Source organism: Methanolobus sp. WCC5 (assembly GCF_045690325.1).
Classification (GTDB): Archaea; Halobacteriota; Methanosarcinia; order Methanosarcinales; family Methanosarcinaceae; genus Methanolobus.
Genome location: NZ_CP146981.1, coordinates 1,623,924 through 1,639,350 on the forward strand (window position 1 = coordinate 1,623,924; position 15,427 = coordinate 1,639,350).

Below are 15,427 nucleotides of genomic sequence, written 5' to 3' on the forward strand. Positions count from 1 at the left end.
GTGCCAGACACTAAATGAAAATGATCCGGGAAACGGAGGAGCAAGAGGCAACATATGAACATGAAGATCGACCCATGGAGTGCATTGAACATTGACGATTATTCCAAACTATTCGATGAATTCGGAATACTGCCATTTGATGATATGCTCCGGGAAATTGAGAATCCTCACAAGTTCATGAGCCGTAAGATAATATTCGGACATCGCAGCTATGATCTCATCACCGATGCCATGACGAACAAAAAGCCATTCTCGGTCATGAGCGGATTCATGCCTTCCGGGATGATCCATCTCGGGCACAAAATGGTGATGGAGGAAATAATATGGCATCAGCAACATGGTGCCGATGCATTTGTAGGGATCGCGGACCGTGAGGCGCATTCTGTCAGGGGCATGCCATGGGAAAAATGCCGTGACATCGGCATAAACGAGTATATCATTAGTCTTATTGCTCTTGGATTCAATCCAAACGGCCACATATATTTCCAGTCGGGTTCAAAACAGGTAAAAGACCTTGCATTCGAACTTGGTTCAAAGGCCAATTTCTCCGAACTCAGTGCGATCTACGGGTTCACAGGTGAGACAAGTGTCTCGCACATGCTTAGTGCAGTGACCCAGAGTGCGGACATACTCCACCCTCAGCTTGAAGAGTACGGAGGACCAAAGCCAACAGTTATCCCCGTTGGCGCAGACCAGGATCCGCATATTCGCCTTACAAGAGGGCTTGCCCACAAGATGAACATGTTCAAGATAGAAGGACGCGAAGATAAGGACGGGAACAGATATCTGAGCGTTCGCAGCAAAGCAGCTCCGCAAGACGCCCTGAAAGAGCTGAAAGAACGCATTCCCGGCAGGACTAAACTTTTTGAAGGACATGTGGATGTGTTTGATACTGATAGCTTTGAAATGCTTCTCAATACTGTCAGACAGGTAGAGCTTGAATTCGGAGGATATGCATTCGTGCCTCCTTCTTCCACATACCATCGCTTCATGTCAGGATTGCAGGGCGGCAAGATGTCAAGCAGCGTTCCTGAAAGTTATATTTCACTTACTGAAGACCCAAAAGGTGCAGCAAAGAAAGTGAAGAGAGCAAAGACCGGAGGCAGGATGACGCTGGAGGAGCAAAAACAACTTGGCGGTGAGCCAGAGAAATGCTCGGTCTATGAGATGTTCCTTTTCCACCTTGTGGAGGATGACGGGGAACTTGCCCAGATATATACCGAATGCCGCCAGGGAAGCAGGGTTTGCGGTAATTGCAAAGCCCTTGCTGCCGAAAGGACGGAAAAGTTCCTCAAAGAGCACCAGGAACTTCGGGAAGTAGCAAAGGACAGACTTGATGAGTACGGATTATGATTATCAACAACAGGTGTGATTATGAGCTCCCAATATAACCTTACATCCAACGAGAAGAATGCACTTCTTGCACTGGAAAAACTAAAAGATGCAAGCCCCGGTGAACTGGCTGACAAAGCAGAGATGAAAATGGAAACTGCAATGCAGGCTGCTTTTCTGCTAGAGGAGAAAGGACTTGTGCAGGTAGAGGAAACTGTAACAGGGATCTTTGAACTTACAAAGGAAGGAGAGAAATATGCAGATGAAGGCCTGCCTGAAAGGCAGATAATCAACGCGGTTTCAAAACCTGTTTCCATGGATGAACTCAAAGAAAAGTTCAATCCTGCAGTTGTCGGTATTGCCACAGGATGGCTGCGGCGCAAAGGGTGGGCAAGCATAGACAAAGGAATGATCGTTCCAACAGGCAATTGCGATACTGGCCCGGACGAGCAGGTTCTTGCATTGTTTGCAGGGGAGAAGAAGACACTTGAGGAGCTGGGAGCAGACCTGAGTGTCATAGGTGACCTGATCAAACGTAAGCTTGTTTCAAAAAGCGAAGAAAAAGAAAGGAAAATAACCATTACACCAAAAGGCAAGGACCTTGTTGCAGAGGGAATTACTGTTGAGGAGGAACTGGCGCAGATCAGTTCCGAACTCCTGAAAACCGGTGACTGGAGGAACAGGAAGTTCAGACCTTACAACATCCACACAACACCAAGACCCATATACGGTGCAAAGATACACCCCTATCAGCGCCTGATAGACCAGATGAGGCGTATTTTCCTGGACATGGGATTCACTGAGATCAAGGGCGAAGTGGTACAGAGTTCTTTCTGGAACTTTGATTCACTGTTCCAGCCCCAGGACCACCCTGCAAGGGAAATGCAGGACACGTTCCATCTTTCAAGTGTATCGGAGCTCCCGGAAGAATATAAGGACAACGTATGTGCTGCACACGAGAATGGAGGAGAAACCGGTTCAACCGGATGGGGCGGCAAGTGGAGCGAAGAAATTGCCTGCAGGAACGTCCTCCGGACACATACCACCGCACTGACCATCAAATACCTTGCAGACAACCCTGAACCTCCGGTCAAGGCTTTCTCCATAGACAGGGCATACCGCAGGGAGACCATCGACCCCACACATACACCTGAGTTCGAGCAGCTTGAGGGTGTTGTGATGGACAGGGACATGTCATTCTCAAACCTTCTCGGATGCCTTTCCGAGTTCTATCACAGAATGGGTTTTGAGGATGTGCGCTTCAGGCCCGGCTATTTCCCATACACAGAACCAAGTGTGGAGCCGGAGGTATATGTGGACGGGCTTGGATGGGTAGAACTGGGAGGAGCAGGTGTTTTCAGAAAAGAGGTCACCCATCCCCTGGGCATCAGATATCCCGTTCTTGCATGGGGTCTTGGTGTTAGCCGCCTTGCCATGCTGAAACTGGGACTCAAGGACCTGCGCCAGTTGTACCACTCAGATATTGACTGGCTGCGCAAGAGCGAGGTATGCCAGCTTTAACTGGCATCCTGCATAATTCTGACCCGTAATCTTTTTTTCATCTTTTTGTGATAATCTTTGCCAGCCAGGATCTCTCTATTCCCACCGCATTTTCCGGACAGAGCTCGCGGCAGCAATAGCACATAATGCATTTTTCCCTGTTTATTTTCAGATGCTCATTGGTCCTTTCTATGGCATCAACAGAGCAATTCATGATACAAGCACCGCAAAGCACACATCTTGTGGTGTCTATCTCAGGCCTCATTTCAAAGTATCTGCCAAAGAACTTTGTCACAAAAGGCGGAACATTGAACAGTATGCCTCCACTTGAAGGTTTGTACTTCATTTTGACATCATCAGCATTTATTCCTATTACTTTTGGTACCGTTTCACCAAATCCTCGCTCAAGGGCTGCAACCGTTGTTGGAACTTTCATGGGGTCGATGCCCATTATACCTGTAGCTATCACATCAAGTGAAACGCAATCATAGGATGCAAGAATTATGCCTGTTCTCACAGGTGTGCCATGTGAAGGCCCATTGCCTTCCATACCAACCACAGCATCCATGACCGCAAGATGGGGCTTTGCTACCGAATAAAGATCCACCACAGCTTCACCAAACAATTTCCTGTCGGCCAGCAGATGCATTTCCTTCCTGGTCCGCAGTGGCAATGCACCGAACATGTTCTTGACAGCACCTGTATAACGGGTCAGTTCGTGGGTCTTCATCTTGGGCAGGGATATAACAACGTCGGCATTCAGCACAGCTTTAGATATAAAGAGCCGGGGAAAATGAATGGCTTTTGGCACCTCCACTTGCGCATAGCCTCCTGTCTGAAAATTAATGAGCTCAACATCGTGCTCCTTTGCTACTTCTTCCATACCCGATACCCTGAAGGCATCAGCCGTGGCTCCAGGGTGGGTCATGCCCGAACCATCCCCTATAATCGGAATTCCACCGGCTTCCTTCACAAGCTCACACATTGCGGCAACTATGGACGGATGAGTTGTCACTGCCTCTTCCGGTCTGCGGGAGGCGAGAACGTTGGGCTTGAGGAGCACACGGTCACCTTCAGAGATGATATCTTTCAGACCTCCAATCAGGGAGACTGCTTCATCCACAGCTTTTCTTGATACGGAATAATCATCACACCCGACTATAGAGACTTTGGAAGCCATGTATGCTATGTAAGGACCCGGGATTAAAATAGGTATTGAAGATCGATGTGGATGGAATGAAGAGACTTATAAGGAAACTATAAAAAAAAACACATCATTATTATTATCATTATAACTTTCAGAACATATTCGGAAGGTATATGAACGTAGAAGAACAAATGAACAAATAGTCTACTATAAGGACTAAAGCAATACAGGAAAAGGTGGTGCAAATATGAGGAAAGCAATATTTACAATCCTAATAGCTATAAGCCTGCTAATAACCGCAGGAGTAGCAAGTGCAAATCCAGTTGTATACGAAGTTGGTGATTGGTCCCCTGCCGGGGGTGCTATTGAAGAATGCAATAGAGCAGCAGAGCTGACCGGCGTGACTTGTGGTGAATACGCATACAAAATAGAATGGAACCAGACCGATGTCAGTGCCAATAATGGAGAATACGACACCGGCAACGGCATTATAACTATATCGGATAGTACACTATACGCATTCAACTGGGAAATAGAATCTGATTACTCTGTCTGCAAAGTAATTCTCAAGGCAGGAACCGGGGCAGATATATATGTATACACTGGCGATAGTATTGGAAGTGTTGACATTGATGACGATCCTGCGATCAGCCACGCTACATTCTGCTTTGAGGAGAGTGAAAATGGCAATGAGATCCCGGAATTCCCGACAATTGCACTTCCGATAGCTGCAATTCTTGGACTGGCGTTCTTCCTCCAGCGCAGAAAGGAGTGATCATACTCCTTTTAATCTTTTTTGATTTTTGCGATAATACAAGATCATTTTTCTTCCATTGCTTCTTCGACACTCTTTCTTATGATATAGCCTGCCTGGTGTAGTATCGTATCGCCTAGCTGGGCGTCTTTTTCCATGCTTGCGGTACAGGGGTAGGAGTGATGGGCACCTGAAATTGTTTCCTTATAGTCCCGGATATCTGACCATTTTAGTTTCTTGGCAACGAACCAGGTTGCACCGCAGGGAGCATCCCTCAGGACCTCCACATGGGTGAAAAGTCCGTTTACAGTATCTGTGGTGATCTTCAGTAAGGGGTGACCAAATCCCATCTTTACGAATTCATCTATATGTGCTTTCCCTGTTATGTCCAGTGAGCAGAAAGGCTTGGGGCATTCACATTCAACCCCCATGGACTCGAGTTTAGACCTTACCTGCTCTGTAAGGCCTGCCGGAACAAGCCGGGAATCGTCCACCGGAATGATCACTGCCTTTGCACCGGTCATTGTGACAATATCAGGAACAGCCATCAAGAGGTCAGGATGCAGGTCAATGGCAATGATAAGGTCAGACATTGGCAGGCCTGCAGGAATATATTCCAGGGGTTCCTCTACAAAGTCCGGCAGGTCTGTGCGCAGTTCAAAAATACCCATGATAAGGGGGGCAAAACACGTCCTTGGTTCGCGACAATGGTCGCATAGTTCACCGCAGGAAACACAAAAACTATCAGAATTGACAAGGTTGCCGACAACCTTCTTACCAAACTCTCCCGAATAGAAAATGCTCAGACGCATGCCAGTAAGTATACGGATGATACTTAATAAAGTTCCCTGCCAGGAAATAGACTGTTTCCCGGTTTCCCCATATTCCTCATATTCCCGCTTATCTTTGGGATCTTTTCGTATGCACTATGCCCATGATATAAGCAGGTATACATCCGATGGCCGTACAGGTTTCAAGGGAGATGCCCCGGGAAGTTATATCCAGATGATACCTGGCAAGACTGAACAGTTCTTTTGGCAATCCTTTATGGCCAAGTCCCACAAGCACCAGGAAAGACCTGTTGCGGATTATCTCATCTGCAAGGGCCTCAGGAGTAATGGAGAATTTCTGTTCCGGTTTGGAGCTTGTAACCACCACCGAGCCAAACTGTGGCTGGAAGCCTTTCTTTGGAAGGTCAAAGACGAAAAGGTGACGTTTCTCATGCAGCAGCCGCAGGTATTTACCGGACTCGCCGATGGTGGTCTTATCTGCCACATAGTCCACAAGTTCATCGGCATCCATCCTGAAAGGGAAATCATATAAGGCAAGAGAGAATCCGAATGCATGGCAGATGGGAGCTGCCCTTGCTATTGCCCTGTAATGGGCATCAAGTACTTTGATCTTATCATAAGTATTAACAATTCCAAGTGTCAGCAGTCTTATCACCGTCCCTTGTACCTGATATCCAGACGCAGTACAGATTGCTTACATGTATTTAACCTGTCGCATCCGGCACAATCTTCCCAAAGTACTGCTTTTTCAGAATCATCCAGCTTTTTAAAACCCGCCTTTTCAAAAAAAACAGGCGAAGTGGTCCTCGTAAAAATGAAATCCACATCTTTGACCTGAGAGAGCAGTGCATACAGCAACATATGCCCGATGCCTTTTCCACGATAGTTGGGATGAACAGCTACGGAATGTATCTCAGTAATCTTACCGGTCTGCAGATATGCAGCCCCGATTATCCGCTCACCAAGCAGAGCAACTATAAACTCATCGATCGGGAGACCTTCAATATCAAGGAAATAAGTGGACATGAGCACCTGAACCGGCACACTATCTCCAGATACCGCTTTTCTTATAGTGACATCGGATGCTGCATCACCGGATGCAGTATGTTTACCATCATGCGGATTCATAGAACCTCATCCATACTTCCGCTCCTGAAACCATCAAGGTCCAGGGTGACATAATTAAAGCCCAGGTCCCTGAGGTAAGGAACGACATCTTCCCGCATACCCAGCAGAAGGGGCATATCCTCACAGGATATCTCTATCCTTGCAATCCCCCTATGGTCCCGCACCCTTAGTTCATGTAACCCAAGTCGTATGAGAAAGTCCTCTGCCTTTTCCACTCTCCTAAGGGATTGCTCCGTGAGGGAAACACCGTAAGGAAAGCGGGAAGCCAGACATGGAGACGGTTTTTTATCTGCAACTGAAAGCCCGAGTTCACCTGCTATCTTCCTTATTTCATGCTTATTGATACCAAATTCAATGAAAGGGGAATACACAACATGCATGGCCTCATCGATTGCCTGCCTTCCAGGCCTGTAGACATCAAGGTCAGAGACGTTGCTCCCCTCTATGATAACATTGAACCCAAGCTCCGTCCTCACATCATCCAGGATATTCAATATCTCTTTTTTGCAATAGTAGCACCTTTTTGGACCGTTCTCGCATATCAAAGGAATCTGCAGTTCATCATAATCTACTATCCTGTGCCTGACACCTATCTCCCCGGCCACTTTAATGGCGCAGTCAAGTTCCCTCTCAGGAAAAGACTGAAGATTTACAGTTACAGCAACAGCATTATCCCCAAGTTCACCATGGGCTATGGAAGCCAGGACAGAGCTGTCCACCCCACCGGAAAAGGCAATGATGACACTCTCCTTTTCGGATATTCCTTTTTTCAGCGATACTAACTTCGATCTTAGCATTTCATCAGGCATTGATGGCAATATACGGAATAAAAGGATATATTGTTAAGCATGCCTTCACAAAACATAAAATAGTGTTTTGACATATATCTGCAATACTTTTTAAAATGGTGATAAAGGATGGCATTTTTCGGAACTAATGGTGTAAGGGGAATAGCTAACGAATACATAACCCCGCAACTGGCAATAGACGTTGCACGTAGCCTTGGGACATATATGGGATCGCAAGGCGTGGTTGCCATTGGAAGGGATACAAGGGCCTCCGGCGAGATGCTCAAATCCGCTGCAATCGCTGGTGCACTATCAGCCGGTCTCACGGTCGTTGATGTTGGTGTCTGTCCCACGCCTTCGGTACAGTACTATGTGAAGGAACATGCAGATGCGGGGATCGTTGTTACCGCATCCCACAACCCCAGGGAATACAACGGGATAAAATTAATAGCCGGGGACGGAAGTGAACTTTCAAGGGAAGGCGAGGCAGAAGTAGAGAAGATATACTATTCAAAGGAATTCAATGCTGCACCATGGAACAGGACCGGAGACCTGCGCCATGACAGCAATGCCAATGAACTCTACCTTCAGGGAATAATCAATTCTGTGGACCATGAGCTCATACGCAGTAAAAGGTTCAGGGTCGTGGCAGACACCGGATGTGGTGCGGGATCGGTTACACTTCCATTTCTCCTGCAGAGACTGGGGTGTGAAGTTATAACCATTAACGGACAGGTTGACGGTACATTCCCATGGAGAAATCCGGAACCCACCCCGGATGTACTCACAGAACTTGCGGAACTGGTCCGAAGAACAGGAGCCAATATGGGTGTTGCCCAGGACGGGGATGCTGACAGGGCAGTATTCTTTGACGAGAATGGGAATTTCATCGAAGAAGAAGTGCTGCTTGCAATGATGGCTAAATACGTGCTCAAAAGGAAGAAAGGACCTGTTGTCACACCTGTCAGTTCCTCATCCCGCATGCTGGACGTTGCAAAGGAAGCAGGGGTTGAGCTGATATGGACTGCTGTGGGATCCATCAACGTGGCGCGCAAGATGATGGAAACAGGAGCTGTCTTTGGAGGAGAGGGTAACGGAGGACTTATTTTCCCGGAGCACCAGTACTGCCGCGACGGCGCCATGGCGTGTGCCAAGTTCCTGGAGATAATAGCAAATGGGCAGAACCTGTCAGAGCTTGCCAGAAGCGTGCCCTCATACTTTAACTCAAAAACGAAAATAAGATCAGAAGACCTGCCAGCTACAATGGAGAAGGTCAGAAAAGAAGTGCTCTCAAAGGATAATGAAGTCGACACGACCGATGGTGTCAAAATATGGTTTGAAGATGGATGGGTGCTTATCCGGCCTTCAGGAACGGAGCCGATAATCCGAATATTCGCAGAATCTAAAACAAAGGAAAGAGCTGATGCTCTGATGAATGAAGGGGTCGGACTGGTTAGCAGATCCGGATAAGGCTTATCATGCCTTTCCCCTGGATTCACCCAGGACGATGCCTGTTGCAATAAGATGAGCCACCCTCAGTGGTTCGGGTATATTGCTTCTTGTTGATGAGAGCTTAACAACCCTCTCAGCAGATACTGCATCAATTCCACAGCACTGTATGAATACAGGATTTAACTCTTCCTTTGTTACCACTTTACTTATGCTTCCGGCCTTTCTGATGATCCTGAGCCTTTCATCCTTTTCTGGCAGCCAGGATAAAGCCGCTTCTATTTTCCTGAAATCGGGGAGATTGCGCATTATAACGATAAACGGGATGCCGGTCTCATCATTCAGACGAACTATGTCAACCGGATTAAAACCTCCGTAGGTCACTCCGTCAAGCATGACAACCCGTATTTGCGGGAAATGCTTACTCCGGCGCACCATTGAACTGATGCGCTCTGTTGCATCCATACCATCCCTTGTGACCTCAGAGCGCAGTACACCGTCAAGCCACTGACCTCCACGGAAAAAAGCTCCCACTATTGTAATGGTATCGGATATGAGTGCTGAGTCATCGATGCCCAGTATGCGGATCTCATCTTTAATATGAAAATGGCTTCTGGCAGTATTCACAAAAAATATTATGAAAAAAGGTAATGAAGTAACTTGCCGGCGGGAATGCCTAAATGAACATTCCTTCCGGAAGGACTTCCTTTCTGGTTTCTGCTTTTGACATGACCTTCTGCACAGACTCAAGGAAATCGGCCATGCTGACCGAGTCCTTATCAAACCTTACAGCAAGCATGCCTGCTTCCATGGCAATTGCATTGAGGTCGGCCCCGCTTGCGTTCTCTGTGAGTTTGGCCAGTTTCCTGAAATCAATGTCATCTGCAACGGACATGAAACGGGTGTGTATCCTGAAGATATTGGCACGGGCCTCCTCATCCGGCATTGGTACATAGACTATCCTGTCAAACCTGCCAGGCCTGAGTATTGCAGGATCGAGTACGTCCAGTCTGTTGGTGGCTGCAATTATCCTTACATCGCCCCTGTTATCGAATCCATCCATTTCAGCAAGCAGCTGCATCAGGGTCCGCTGTACCTCCCGGTCAGCACCGTTGGTATCGTTCAGGCGCCTTGATGCTATTGCATCCAGCTCATCTATGAAGAGTATGCTCGGAGACTTCTTCCTTGCCATGTCGAAAAGTTCCCTGACAAGTTTTGCACCGTCACCGATGTATTTCTGGATCAGTTCTGAACCCACGACGCGGATGAAAGTAGCTTCTGTCCTGTGTGCAACAGCCTTGGCCAGCAGGGTCTTACCAGTTCCCGGTTCACCGTAAAGCAGAACACCCTTGGGAGGGGTAATGCCTATGCGTCTGAATGTATCGGGCTTGGTCAAAGGCAGTTCAACGGATTCTATCAGTTCCTGTATCTGTTCATCCAGTCCTCCGATATCTTCGTAATTAACATCCTGTGATTCCAGTACTTCCATTGCAGAAACTTCCGGGTCCTCGCTTGTTGGAATGACTTCCACTATGGCAAGTGTCTGCTGATTCAGTGCAACTTTAGCACCCGGGACCAATGAACCTTCATTAAGGTACTGGGATACGTTCACCATGAACTGCGGGCCTGTGGAACTCCTCACAAGTACCTTCTCCTCACTGATGACATCCATTACAGTTGCCACTACAAGAGGAACGGTCTTGAGGCGGTCTATCTCTGCCTGCAGCCTGCGTACCTCACGTTCGTATTTGAGCTTCTGGCTCTCAACAAAACGCTTTTCTGATTCTATCTGGTCACATTGTTCTTTCAGGAGATTGTTCCTGGACTCAAGTTGCCTCATACGGTCGAGCAGATATTTGGAAAAGTCTTCCTCACTGTCCGAACCGACATAATCATAGTCAGACTTGTTCACAGAAGTAAAATCGTATCTTCTGTGCTCAAAGTCACTGTCGCTGGTTTCGCTCATGTGCCTCCGAATATTATTTAAGTGCAAAGGGTATATAGCCCTTTCGTAAAGATGAGATTAGACCCGATATGAGTTGAGATCTATGCAGTGTGAAATATGTGGCGCTGAAATAAGAGGCGATTCTTTTAAAGTTAGCATTGATGGCAGTGAACTTACAGTATGCGGAAGATGTTCACAGTATGGAAATGCTGTTGGAAAGCGCACTCCGGTATCAAGGAAAGTTGCACCTGTTGGCCGTGCTCCTGGTAGCACCGGCACCCGCAGACCTCCTAAAAAAGTACCAGGAATGATAGTGGATGAGCTTGTTGATGATTATGACCAGGTTATCAGGGAAGCCAGGGAGAGCAGGAAATGGTCACATGACCAGCTTGCCTCAAAGATCAAGGAAAAAGCAACGCTTATCAAAAAGATAGAGCGAGGGGAGATCGTTCCGGAGGATGACGTCCGCCAGAAGATAGAAAAGGCCCTTGATATCAAGCTTACCGAAAGGACCGGAGATGACGACTGGAGCGGTGAACGCCTGAACCGTGGCACAACACTGGGCGATATTGTGACGATCAAACGCAAATAAGGATTATAAGGTAGTATTATGAGTCTGCAAGGTAAGAAACTGGGGTTCATTGGAACCGGAAAAATGGGAGGAGCATTGATAAAAGGCATATGCGGTGCCGGTTTATTCTCACCTTCCGATGTATATGCAAGTGACCTGTATGAACCGTTCCTCAACGAACTGAAACAGGATGTGGGCATCAACATATCCACAGATAACATAGTAACAGTGGGCAATGCCGATATAATTGTCCTTGCAGTCAAACCACAGATACTCAGGAAGGTCATAGCCTCCATAAAAGATGCCGTGACAGCTGACAAGCTGATTATCTCAATTGCTGCCGGTGTCAAGCTGGATGACATCGAAAGTGAGTTCAATGAAGGGACACGTATCGTAAGAGTCATGCCAAACATAGCTGCAACTGTTGCAGAAGCTGCCTCAGCCATCACCCAGGGAAAGATTGCATCAAAAGAAGATGCGGAGGATACACTCATGATATTCCGTTCTGTGGGAAGTGCCATTCAGGTACCGGAAAATCTCATGGATGCTGTGACAGGATTATCAGGAAGCGGGCCTGCATACATATTCCCTGTGATCGAGGCAATGGCAGATGGTGCGGTTTACGAAGGACTTGACAGGAACAGTGCATTGATACTTGCCGCCCAGACAGTGATGGGAGCTGCAAAAATGGTTCTTGAGACCCGAATGCACCCCGGGGAGTTAAAGGACATGGTCACCTCCCCTGCAGGGACAACCATCCGTGGCATTCGTATCCTTGAAGAGAACGGTGTAAGGGCTGCTTTCATGAAGGCTGTTATAGAATCATCCAATCGTTCAAAAGAACTTGCAAAGTGATGCGAATCCCTGAAATGATCATGTATATCTCTTCAGAATAGAAAAGTTTATTACATTAAAAAGTTTTAACTATATCTAGGCTAGGAAATCCAGGCATATTGGGTGCGGGAACCTAAAAACGTAATTGAAGAGATATATTATGGAAAAACTACACAAGGGGATTTTCTGGGATGGGGATTGGAGTTAAATCTTTTGCCGTGATCAGGGGCGATAATGCGGACAAGGTCAATGTTGCATTGCATGATCTTGAACACTACGGCAGAATGAGATTTGCGTCGAAACCAAAACGTATCGAGCCTGTCTATGCAGATAACCTGCTGGTTAGTGTTGCAGGTGTGCCTCTCAGGGCCAAATGTAATTCAGCAGCACTGGTGGAGCTTGACAACAACGCAGGGGCGGCCATCAGCAAACTGAGGAAGATACATCCTCCGGCACATGTGGTAATAGTAAGCCCGAGGCACGAGGTATATGAGGAGCTCATGGATAAATCAGAGCTATATCCTGAGTTTGAGCGTACCTTTGAACCCCAGCACCATTGAGATCCAACGTTGCATCAAAAAGGATCAGTGACATCTGTAGTTTTGGTTATCTTCTTTAGCTTTCCTATATAACCAGGAAGACTTTCAACATCTTTGATCTCCTTCTGCACAAGAGAAACAATAAGACCACGTATCCTGGTATCAGGAGTGCTCCCCAGGGACTGCAGATTTTTTACAAGCTTTGAAGCAAGCAGATCCCCCCTTCGGTCCCAGTCCGTAAGTATAACGACCTTCTTGCCTGTTTTTGATAGCTCTTCACAGAAATCCATCAGTGGATAATGTGTGGAAGGACGAAGGTCACCATTCACCCCCAGAGACCTTAAAGCCGCAATGTCCCTTTTACCTTCAACAACGATTATTGAATCCCTGTCAGCAAGATCCTGCAGCTCATTTAATAGTTCTTCAGCCATTTCCAGTCTTTTCTGATAAACCTCCAGAGGAGCTTTTAGTACCCTGCCAGGATTTGAAGTTCTTCTTTGCATGAAATACCTGCACGATCTATTCTTAATTAGCACTCGGAGTTATCTGTCATCTGATTAAAGACTGACCTTTGGATCAGCAGAAATACAAAACACTGAAAATAAAACATTAAGGATAAAACAAATAAAATAAGCGGTTACAAGCAAATACCCTGTCACAAAAAGCAAACATTTCGGGATAGGAGGGTTATTTGCGACAGGGTAATGATATTTACTTGTAATAACGAACGAAATCCTCAAACTGCTCATAGTAGCCTGCTCTTTCTACCAGGTTTTCGAAATATTCATCCATGTATTTCACCTCAGATATCAGATTGCCTTTTGTGTATATTAAATAAAAGGAAGCATGGTGAAAGTATTAGATACCCATTGAATACATGAGTTAATCAGAATGCTCCAGCAATTTTTCTTTGAGTTTTATTACTATGGCAAAATACTCAGCGTTTCCTAAAAGCAGGGACTTTTTTGAGTTATGCATACCACTTACAATAGAAACATCAGATATTTTCAATCCAAAAAGATCTGCAATAGTTCCTATTAACTGTTCGTTGGCCTTGCCCTTGCGGGCATTCTCAGATAAGCGCACCTCGATACGCTTTCTCCATGGATTATAGCCGCCTGGTACAGAAAGGGTTTTAGAACCGGGTGTTACCTCTATATCAATGAGAACCCCTGCATCGGTCTTTTTCAATGCATCCTCAAAAGACATCTCCTATCATCCCGAAACAAAATAAATCAAATTGCTGCATTAAGCAAAAGTAGTGAACTTTAAGGATAGTGCTGTCGTCTGACGCACTAACTCCGGGAGATCATCCTAGATGGAATTTCCGCTGTCCTTCCCGGTTTCCCTCGTGACAGGCATTTATCGCACTATCCGGTGTAACGTATTGAGGTTGTCTGTACAATCACAGATAGGCTCTGCCATGCTCTCATGCAAGGACCTAACAATACGCGCTTTAATAGAGCATACAGATACATATAAAGGTAACGTCTTTATCCCCATAACTCCCTTTATAAGCGCTTATAAACAATGAGAACCATAGATGAGTATCCATGCCACAGACAATCCATGGGAAGATAATATACGGACCTGAAGCAGAGGTCATCGAAGGCTATATAGTCATAGAGGATGGCATCATAAAGGAAGTCCATGAAAAGAAGAACGATTCCGGAAACATCATTGCACCCTGTTTTGTTAATGCACATACCCACATAGGGGATTCTGTATGCAAGGATCCTGCTCTGGGGATAACAGAAGGCCATTATGTCCGAAGGGACCTGAGCCAGCTAGTGCAGCCTCCTCACGGACTTAAGCACAGGATACTGAAACAGACACCACACAGGAAGATGGTGGATGCCATGAGCTGTTCTCTGAGGGATATGAACAATACAGGTACATTCGCTTTTGCTGATTTCCGGGAAGGAGGGGCCAAAGGAGTACTTGCATTAAAAGAAGCGCTTGAATCTTCCGATATTAAAGCCAGGATATTCGGCAGACCCGTGAATTATGGATCACAGCATGACATCTCGGCTGAACTGGAAGAACTCCTTCAAAACACCGATGGCCTCGGGATGAGCGGGGCAAATGATATTGACATGAATATACTGGAAACTGCGAGATATAAAGCTTTAAAGGCAGGTAAGACCTTTGCAATCCACGCAGGCGAGAGCAGCAGGGATGATATCGATAAGGCTTTGTCGCTGGACCCCGATATTCTGATACATATGACCCAGGCAACCCGGGGGGATCTCAGGGAAGTTGCAAAAAGGGATATACCAGTGGTGATATGTCCCCGTTCGAATTTCATTACGGATGTAGGAATGGCTCCGGTCAGGGAAATGTTGGAAACCGGAGTTAAAGTGGCAGTTGGAACAGACAATGTGATGCTGAATTCAGTGAACATGTTCGCTGAAATGGAGTTCTTGTCTAAAGTTTTTGGCATAGATGACAGACAAGTATTTATGATGTGTACGCTTATGGGTGCAACAATATTAGGACTTGAGACAACCGGTTCTATTCAGGAAGGAAATATAGCTAAGATAATGATAATCAACGGAAATTCAAATAATCTCACAGGTATAAAGGACCCTGTCAGCGGAATTGTAAGAAGAGGGCGACCTGATGACATATTATCAGTAATCTTATAAC

17 protein-coding genes are annotated in these 15,427 nt (G+C 46.4%); 8 read left to right on the top strand and 9 right to left on the bottom strand.

The genetic code is table 11. From position 1 onward, the window contains the following. The first annotated feature begins 54 nt into the window (after positions 1-54). Both V7O64_RS07805 and V7O64_RS07810 read left to right on the top strand, forming a co-directional pair. Entirely contained in the window at positions 55-1,353 is a 1,299-nt protein-coding gene (locus V7O64_RS07805) for a tryptophan--tRNA ligase (protein ID WP_407354869.1), read from the top strand. A gap of 21 nt (positions 1,354-1,374) precedes the next feature. Next, positions 1,375-2,853: a phenylalanine--tRNA ligase subunit alpha gene (locus tag V7O64_RS07810; protein ID WP_407354870.1), complete on the top strand. Its 1,479-nt coding sequence runs from the start codon at positions 1,375-1,377 to the stop codon at positions 2,851-2,853. 37 nt (positions 2,854-2,890) lie between these two features. Here the strand turns inward: V7O64_RS07810 and V7O64_RS07815 are convergent, their stop codons facing one another. After that, positions 2,891-4,012 (bottom strand): DUF362 domain-containing protein, encoded by a 1,122-nt coding sequence (locus tag V7O64_RS07815; RefSeq protein ID WP_407354871.1) that lies wholly within the window; start codon positions 4,010-4,012, stop codon positions 2,891-2,893. A gap of 214 nt (positions 4,013-4,226) precedes the next feature. Between V7O64_RS07815 and V7O64_RS07820 the strand changes: the two genes are divergently transcribed. Then, positions 4,227-4,754 carry a PEF-CTERM sorting domain-containing protein gene (locus V7O64_RS07820; RefSeq protein WP_407354872.1) on the top strand — a complete coding sequence of 176 codons (528 nt, stop codon included), beginning with the start codon at positions 4,227-4,229 and terminating at the stop codon, positions 4,752-4,754. A gap of 44 nt (positions 4,755-4,798) precedes the next feature. Here the strand turns inward: V7O64_RS07820 and V7O64_RS07825 are convergent, their stop codons facing one another. The 4 genes from V7O64_RS07825 to larE form a co-directional block, all read right to left on the bottom strand. Then, complete coding sequence (locus V7O64_RS07825) at positions 4,799-5,545, bottom strand: DUF166 domain-containing protein (protein ID WP_407354873.1); 747 nt, start codon at positions 5,543-5,545, stop codon at positions 4,799-4,801. Positions 5,546-5,633: 88 nt separating this feature from the next. Next, entirely contained in the window at positions 5,634-6,170 is a 537-nt protein-coding gene (locus V7O64_RS07830; protein WP_407357292.1) for a DUF531 domain-containing protein, read from the bottom strand. Positions 6,171-6,175: 5 nt separating this feature from the next. Beyond that, the gene (locus tag V7O64_RS07835; protein ID WP_407354874.1) at positions 6,176-6,652 is read right to left on the bottom strand and encodes a GNAT family N-acetyltransferase; all 477 of its coding nucleotides are present in this window, start codon (positions 6,650-6,652) and stop codon (positions 6,176-6,178) included. Beyond that, entirely contained in the window at positions 6,649-7,461 is an 813-nt protein-coding gene (gene larE, locus V7O64_RS07840; RefSeq protein ID WP_407354875.1) for an ATP-dependent sacrificial sulfur transferase LarE, read from the bottom strand. Before larE ends, V7O64_RS07835 begins: the two co-directional genes overlap by 4 nt. A gap of 108 nt (positions 7,462-7,569) precedes the next feature. Here larE and glmM point away from each other — a divergent pair, with 108 nt between their 5' ends. Further along, positions 7,570-8,910: a phosphoglucosamine mutase gene (gene glmM / locus V7O64_RS07845; protein WP_407354876.1), complete on the top strand. Its 1,341-nt coding sequence runs from the start codon at positions 7,570-7,572 to the stop codon at positions 8,908-8,910. Positions 8,911-8,916: 6 nt separating this feature from the next. On the opposite strand, the gene V7O64_RS07850 is transcribed toward glmM, so the two are convergent. Next, a complete protein-coding gene (locus V7O64_RS07850) occupies positions 8,917-9,516 on the bottom strand; it encodes a DUF99 family protein (protein WP_407354877.1) in 600 nt (199 codons plus the stop codon). Between the two features lie 49 nt (positions 9,517-9,565). Further along, the gene (locus tag V7O64_RS07855; RefSeq protein ID WP_407354878.1) at positions 9,566-10,855 is read right to left on the bottom strand and encodes a proteasome-activating nucleotidase; all 1,290 of its coding nucleotides are present in this window, start codon (positions 10,853-10,855) and stop codon (positions 9,566-9,568) included. An 82-nt stretch (positions 10,856-10,937) separates the two neighbouring features. On the opposite strand from V7O64_RS07855, the gene V7O64_RS07860 reads away from it, so the two are divergent. From V7O64_RS07860 to V7O64_RS07870, 3 genes are all read left to right on the top strand, one after another. Continuing rightward, entirely contained in the window at positions 10,938-11,426 is a 489-nt protein-coding gene (locus V7O64_RS07860; protein WP_407354879.1) for a multiprotein bridging factor aMBF1, read from the top strand. Positions 11,427-11,444: 18 nt separating this feature from the next. Next, positions 11,445-12,260 carry a pyrroline-5-carboxylate reductase gene (gene proC, locus V7O64_RS07865; protein WP_407354880.1) on the top strand — a complete coding sequence of 272 codons (816 nt, stop codon included), beginning with the start codon at positions 11,445-11,447 and terminating at the stop codon, positions 12,258-12,260. A 170-nt stretch (positions 12,261-12,430) separates the two neighbouring features. Then, on the top strand, positions 12,431-12,799 hold the full coding sequence (locus V7O64_RS07870) for a DUF356 domain-containing protein (RefSeq protein WP_407354881.1): 369 nt from the start codon (positions 12,431-12,433) through the stop codon (positions 12,797-12,799). Positions 12,800-12,813: 14 nt separating this feature from the next. On the opposite strand, the gene V7O64_RS07875 is transcribed toward V7O64_RS07870, so the two are convergent. Together V7O64_RS07875 and V7O64_RS07880 are read right to left on the bottom strand one after the other, a co-directional pair. Further along, positions 12,814-13,281 (bottom strand): toprim domain-containing protein, encoded by a 468-nt coding sequence (locus tag V7O64_RS07875; RefSeq protein WP_407354882.1) that lies wholly within the window; start codon positions 13,279-13,281, stop codon positions 12,814-12,816. A gap of 379 nt (positions 13,282-13,660) precedes the next feature. After that, positions 13,661-13,987, bottom strand: coding sequence for a DUF167 domain-containing protein (locus V7O64_RS07880; protein WP_407354883.1), 327 nt, complete (start codon positions 13,985-13,987; stop codon positions 13,661-13,663). Positions 13,988-14,331: 344 nt separating this feature from the next. On the opposite strand from V7O64_RS07880, the gene V7O64_RS07885 reads away from it, so the two are divergent. Continuing rightward, on the top strand, positions 14,332-15,426 hold the full coding sequence (locus V7O64_RS07885; RefSeq protein ID WP_407354884.1) for an amidohydrolase family protein: 1,095 nt from the start codon (positions 14,332-14,334) through the stop codon (positions 15,424-15,426). The last annotated feature ends 1 nt before the right edge of the window (position 15,427 follow it).

Coding starts and splice junctions, on each gene's coding strand:
- V7O64_RS07885 (WP_407354884.1), top strand. CDS start 14,332: ATGCCACAGACAATCCATGGGAAGATAATATACGGACCTGAAGCAGAG.
- V7O64_RS07870 (WP_407354881.1), top strand. CDS start 12,431: ATGGGGATTGGAGTTAAATCTTTTGCCGTGATCAGGGGCGATAATGCG.
- larE (WP_407354875.1), bottom strand. CDS start 7,461: ATGCCTGATGAAATGCTAAGATCGAAGTTAGTATCGCTGAAAAAAGGA.
- V7O64_RS07855 (WP_407354878.1), bottom strand. CDS start 10,855: ATGAGCGAAACCAGCGACAGTGACTTTGAGCACAGAAGATACGATTTT.
- V7O64_RS07805 (WP_407354869.1), top strand. CDS start 55: ATGAACATGAAGATCGACCCATGGAGTGCATTGAACATTGACGATTAT.
- V7O64_RS07820 (WP_407354872.1), top strand. CDS start 4,227: ATGAGGAAAGCAATATTTACAATCCTAATAGCTATAAGCCTGCTAATA.
- V7O64_RS07835 (WP_407354874.1), bottom strand. CDS start 6,652: ATGAATCCGCATGATGGTAAACATACTGCATCCGGTGATGCAGCATCC.
- V7O64_RS07880 (WP_407354883.1), bottom strand. CDS start 13,987: ATGTCTTTTGAGGATGCATTGAAAAAGACCGATGCAGGGGTTCTCATT.
- V7O64_RS07810 (WP_407354870.1), top strand. CDS start 1,375: ATGAGCTCCCAATATAACCTTACATCCAACGAGAAGAATGCACTTCTT.
- V7O64_RS07825 (WP_407354873.1), bottom strand. CDS start 5,545: ATGCGTCTGAGCATTTTCTATTCGGGAGAGTTTGGTAAGAAGGTTGTC.
- V7O64_RS07860 (WP_407354879.1), top strand. CDS start 10,938: ATGCAGTGTGAAATATGTGGCGCTGAAATAAGAGGCGATTCTTTTAAA.
- V7O64_RS07875 (WP_407354882.1), bottom strand. CDS start 13,281: ATGCAAAGAAGAACTTCAAATCCTGGCAGGGTACTAAAAGCTCCTCTG.
- proC (WP_407354880.1), top strand. CDS start 11,445: ATGAGTCTGCAAGGTAAGAAACTGGGGTTCATTGGAACCGGAAAAATG.
- V7O64_RS07815 (WP_407354871.1), bottom strand. CDS start 4,012: ATGGCTTCCAAAGTCTCTATAGTCGGGTGTGATGATTATTCCGTATCA.
- glmM (WP_407354876.1), top strand. CDS start 7,570: ATGGCATTTTTCGGAACTAATGGTGTAAGGGGAATAGCTAACGAATAC.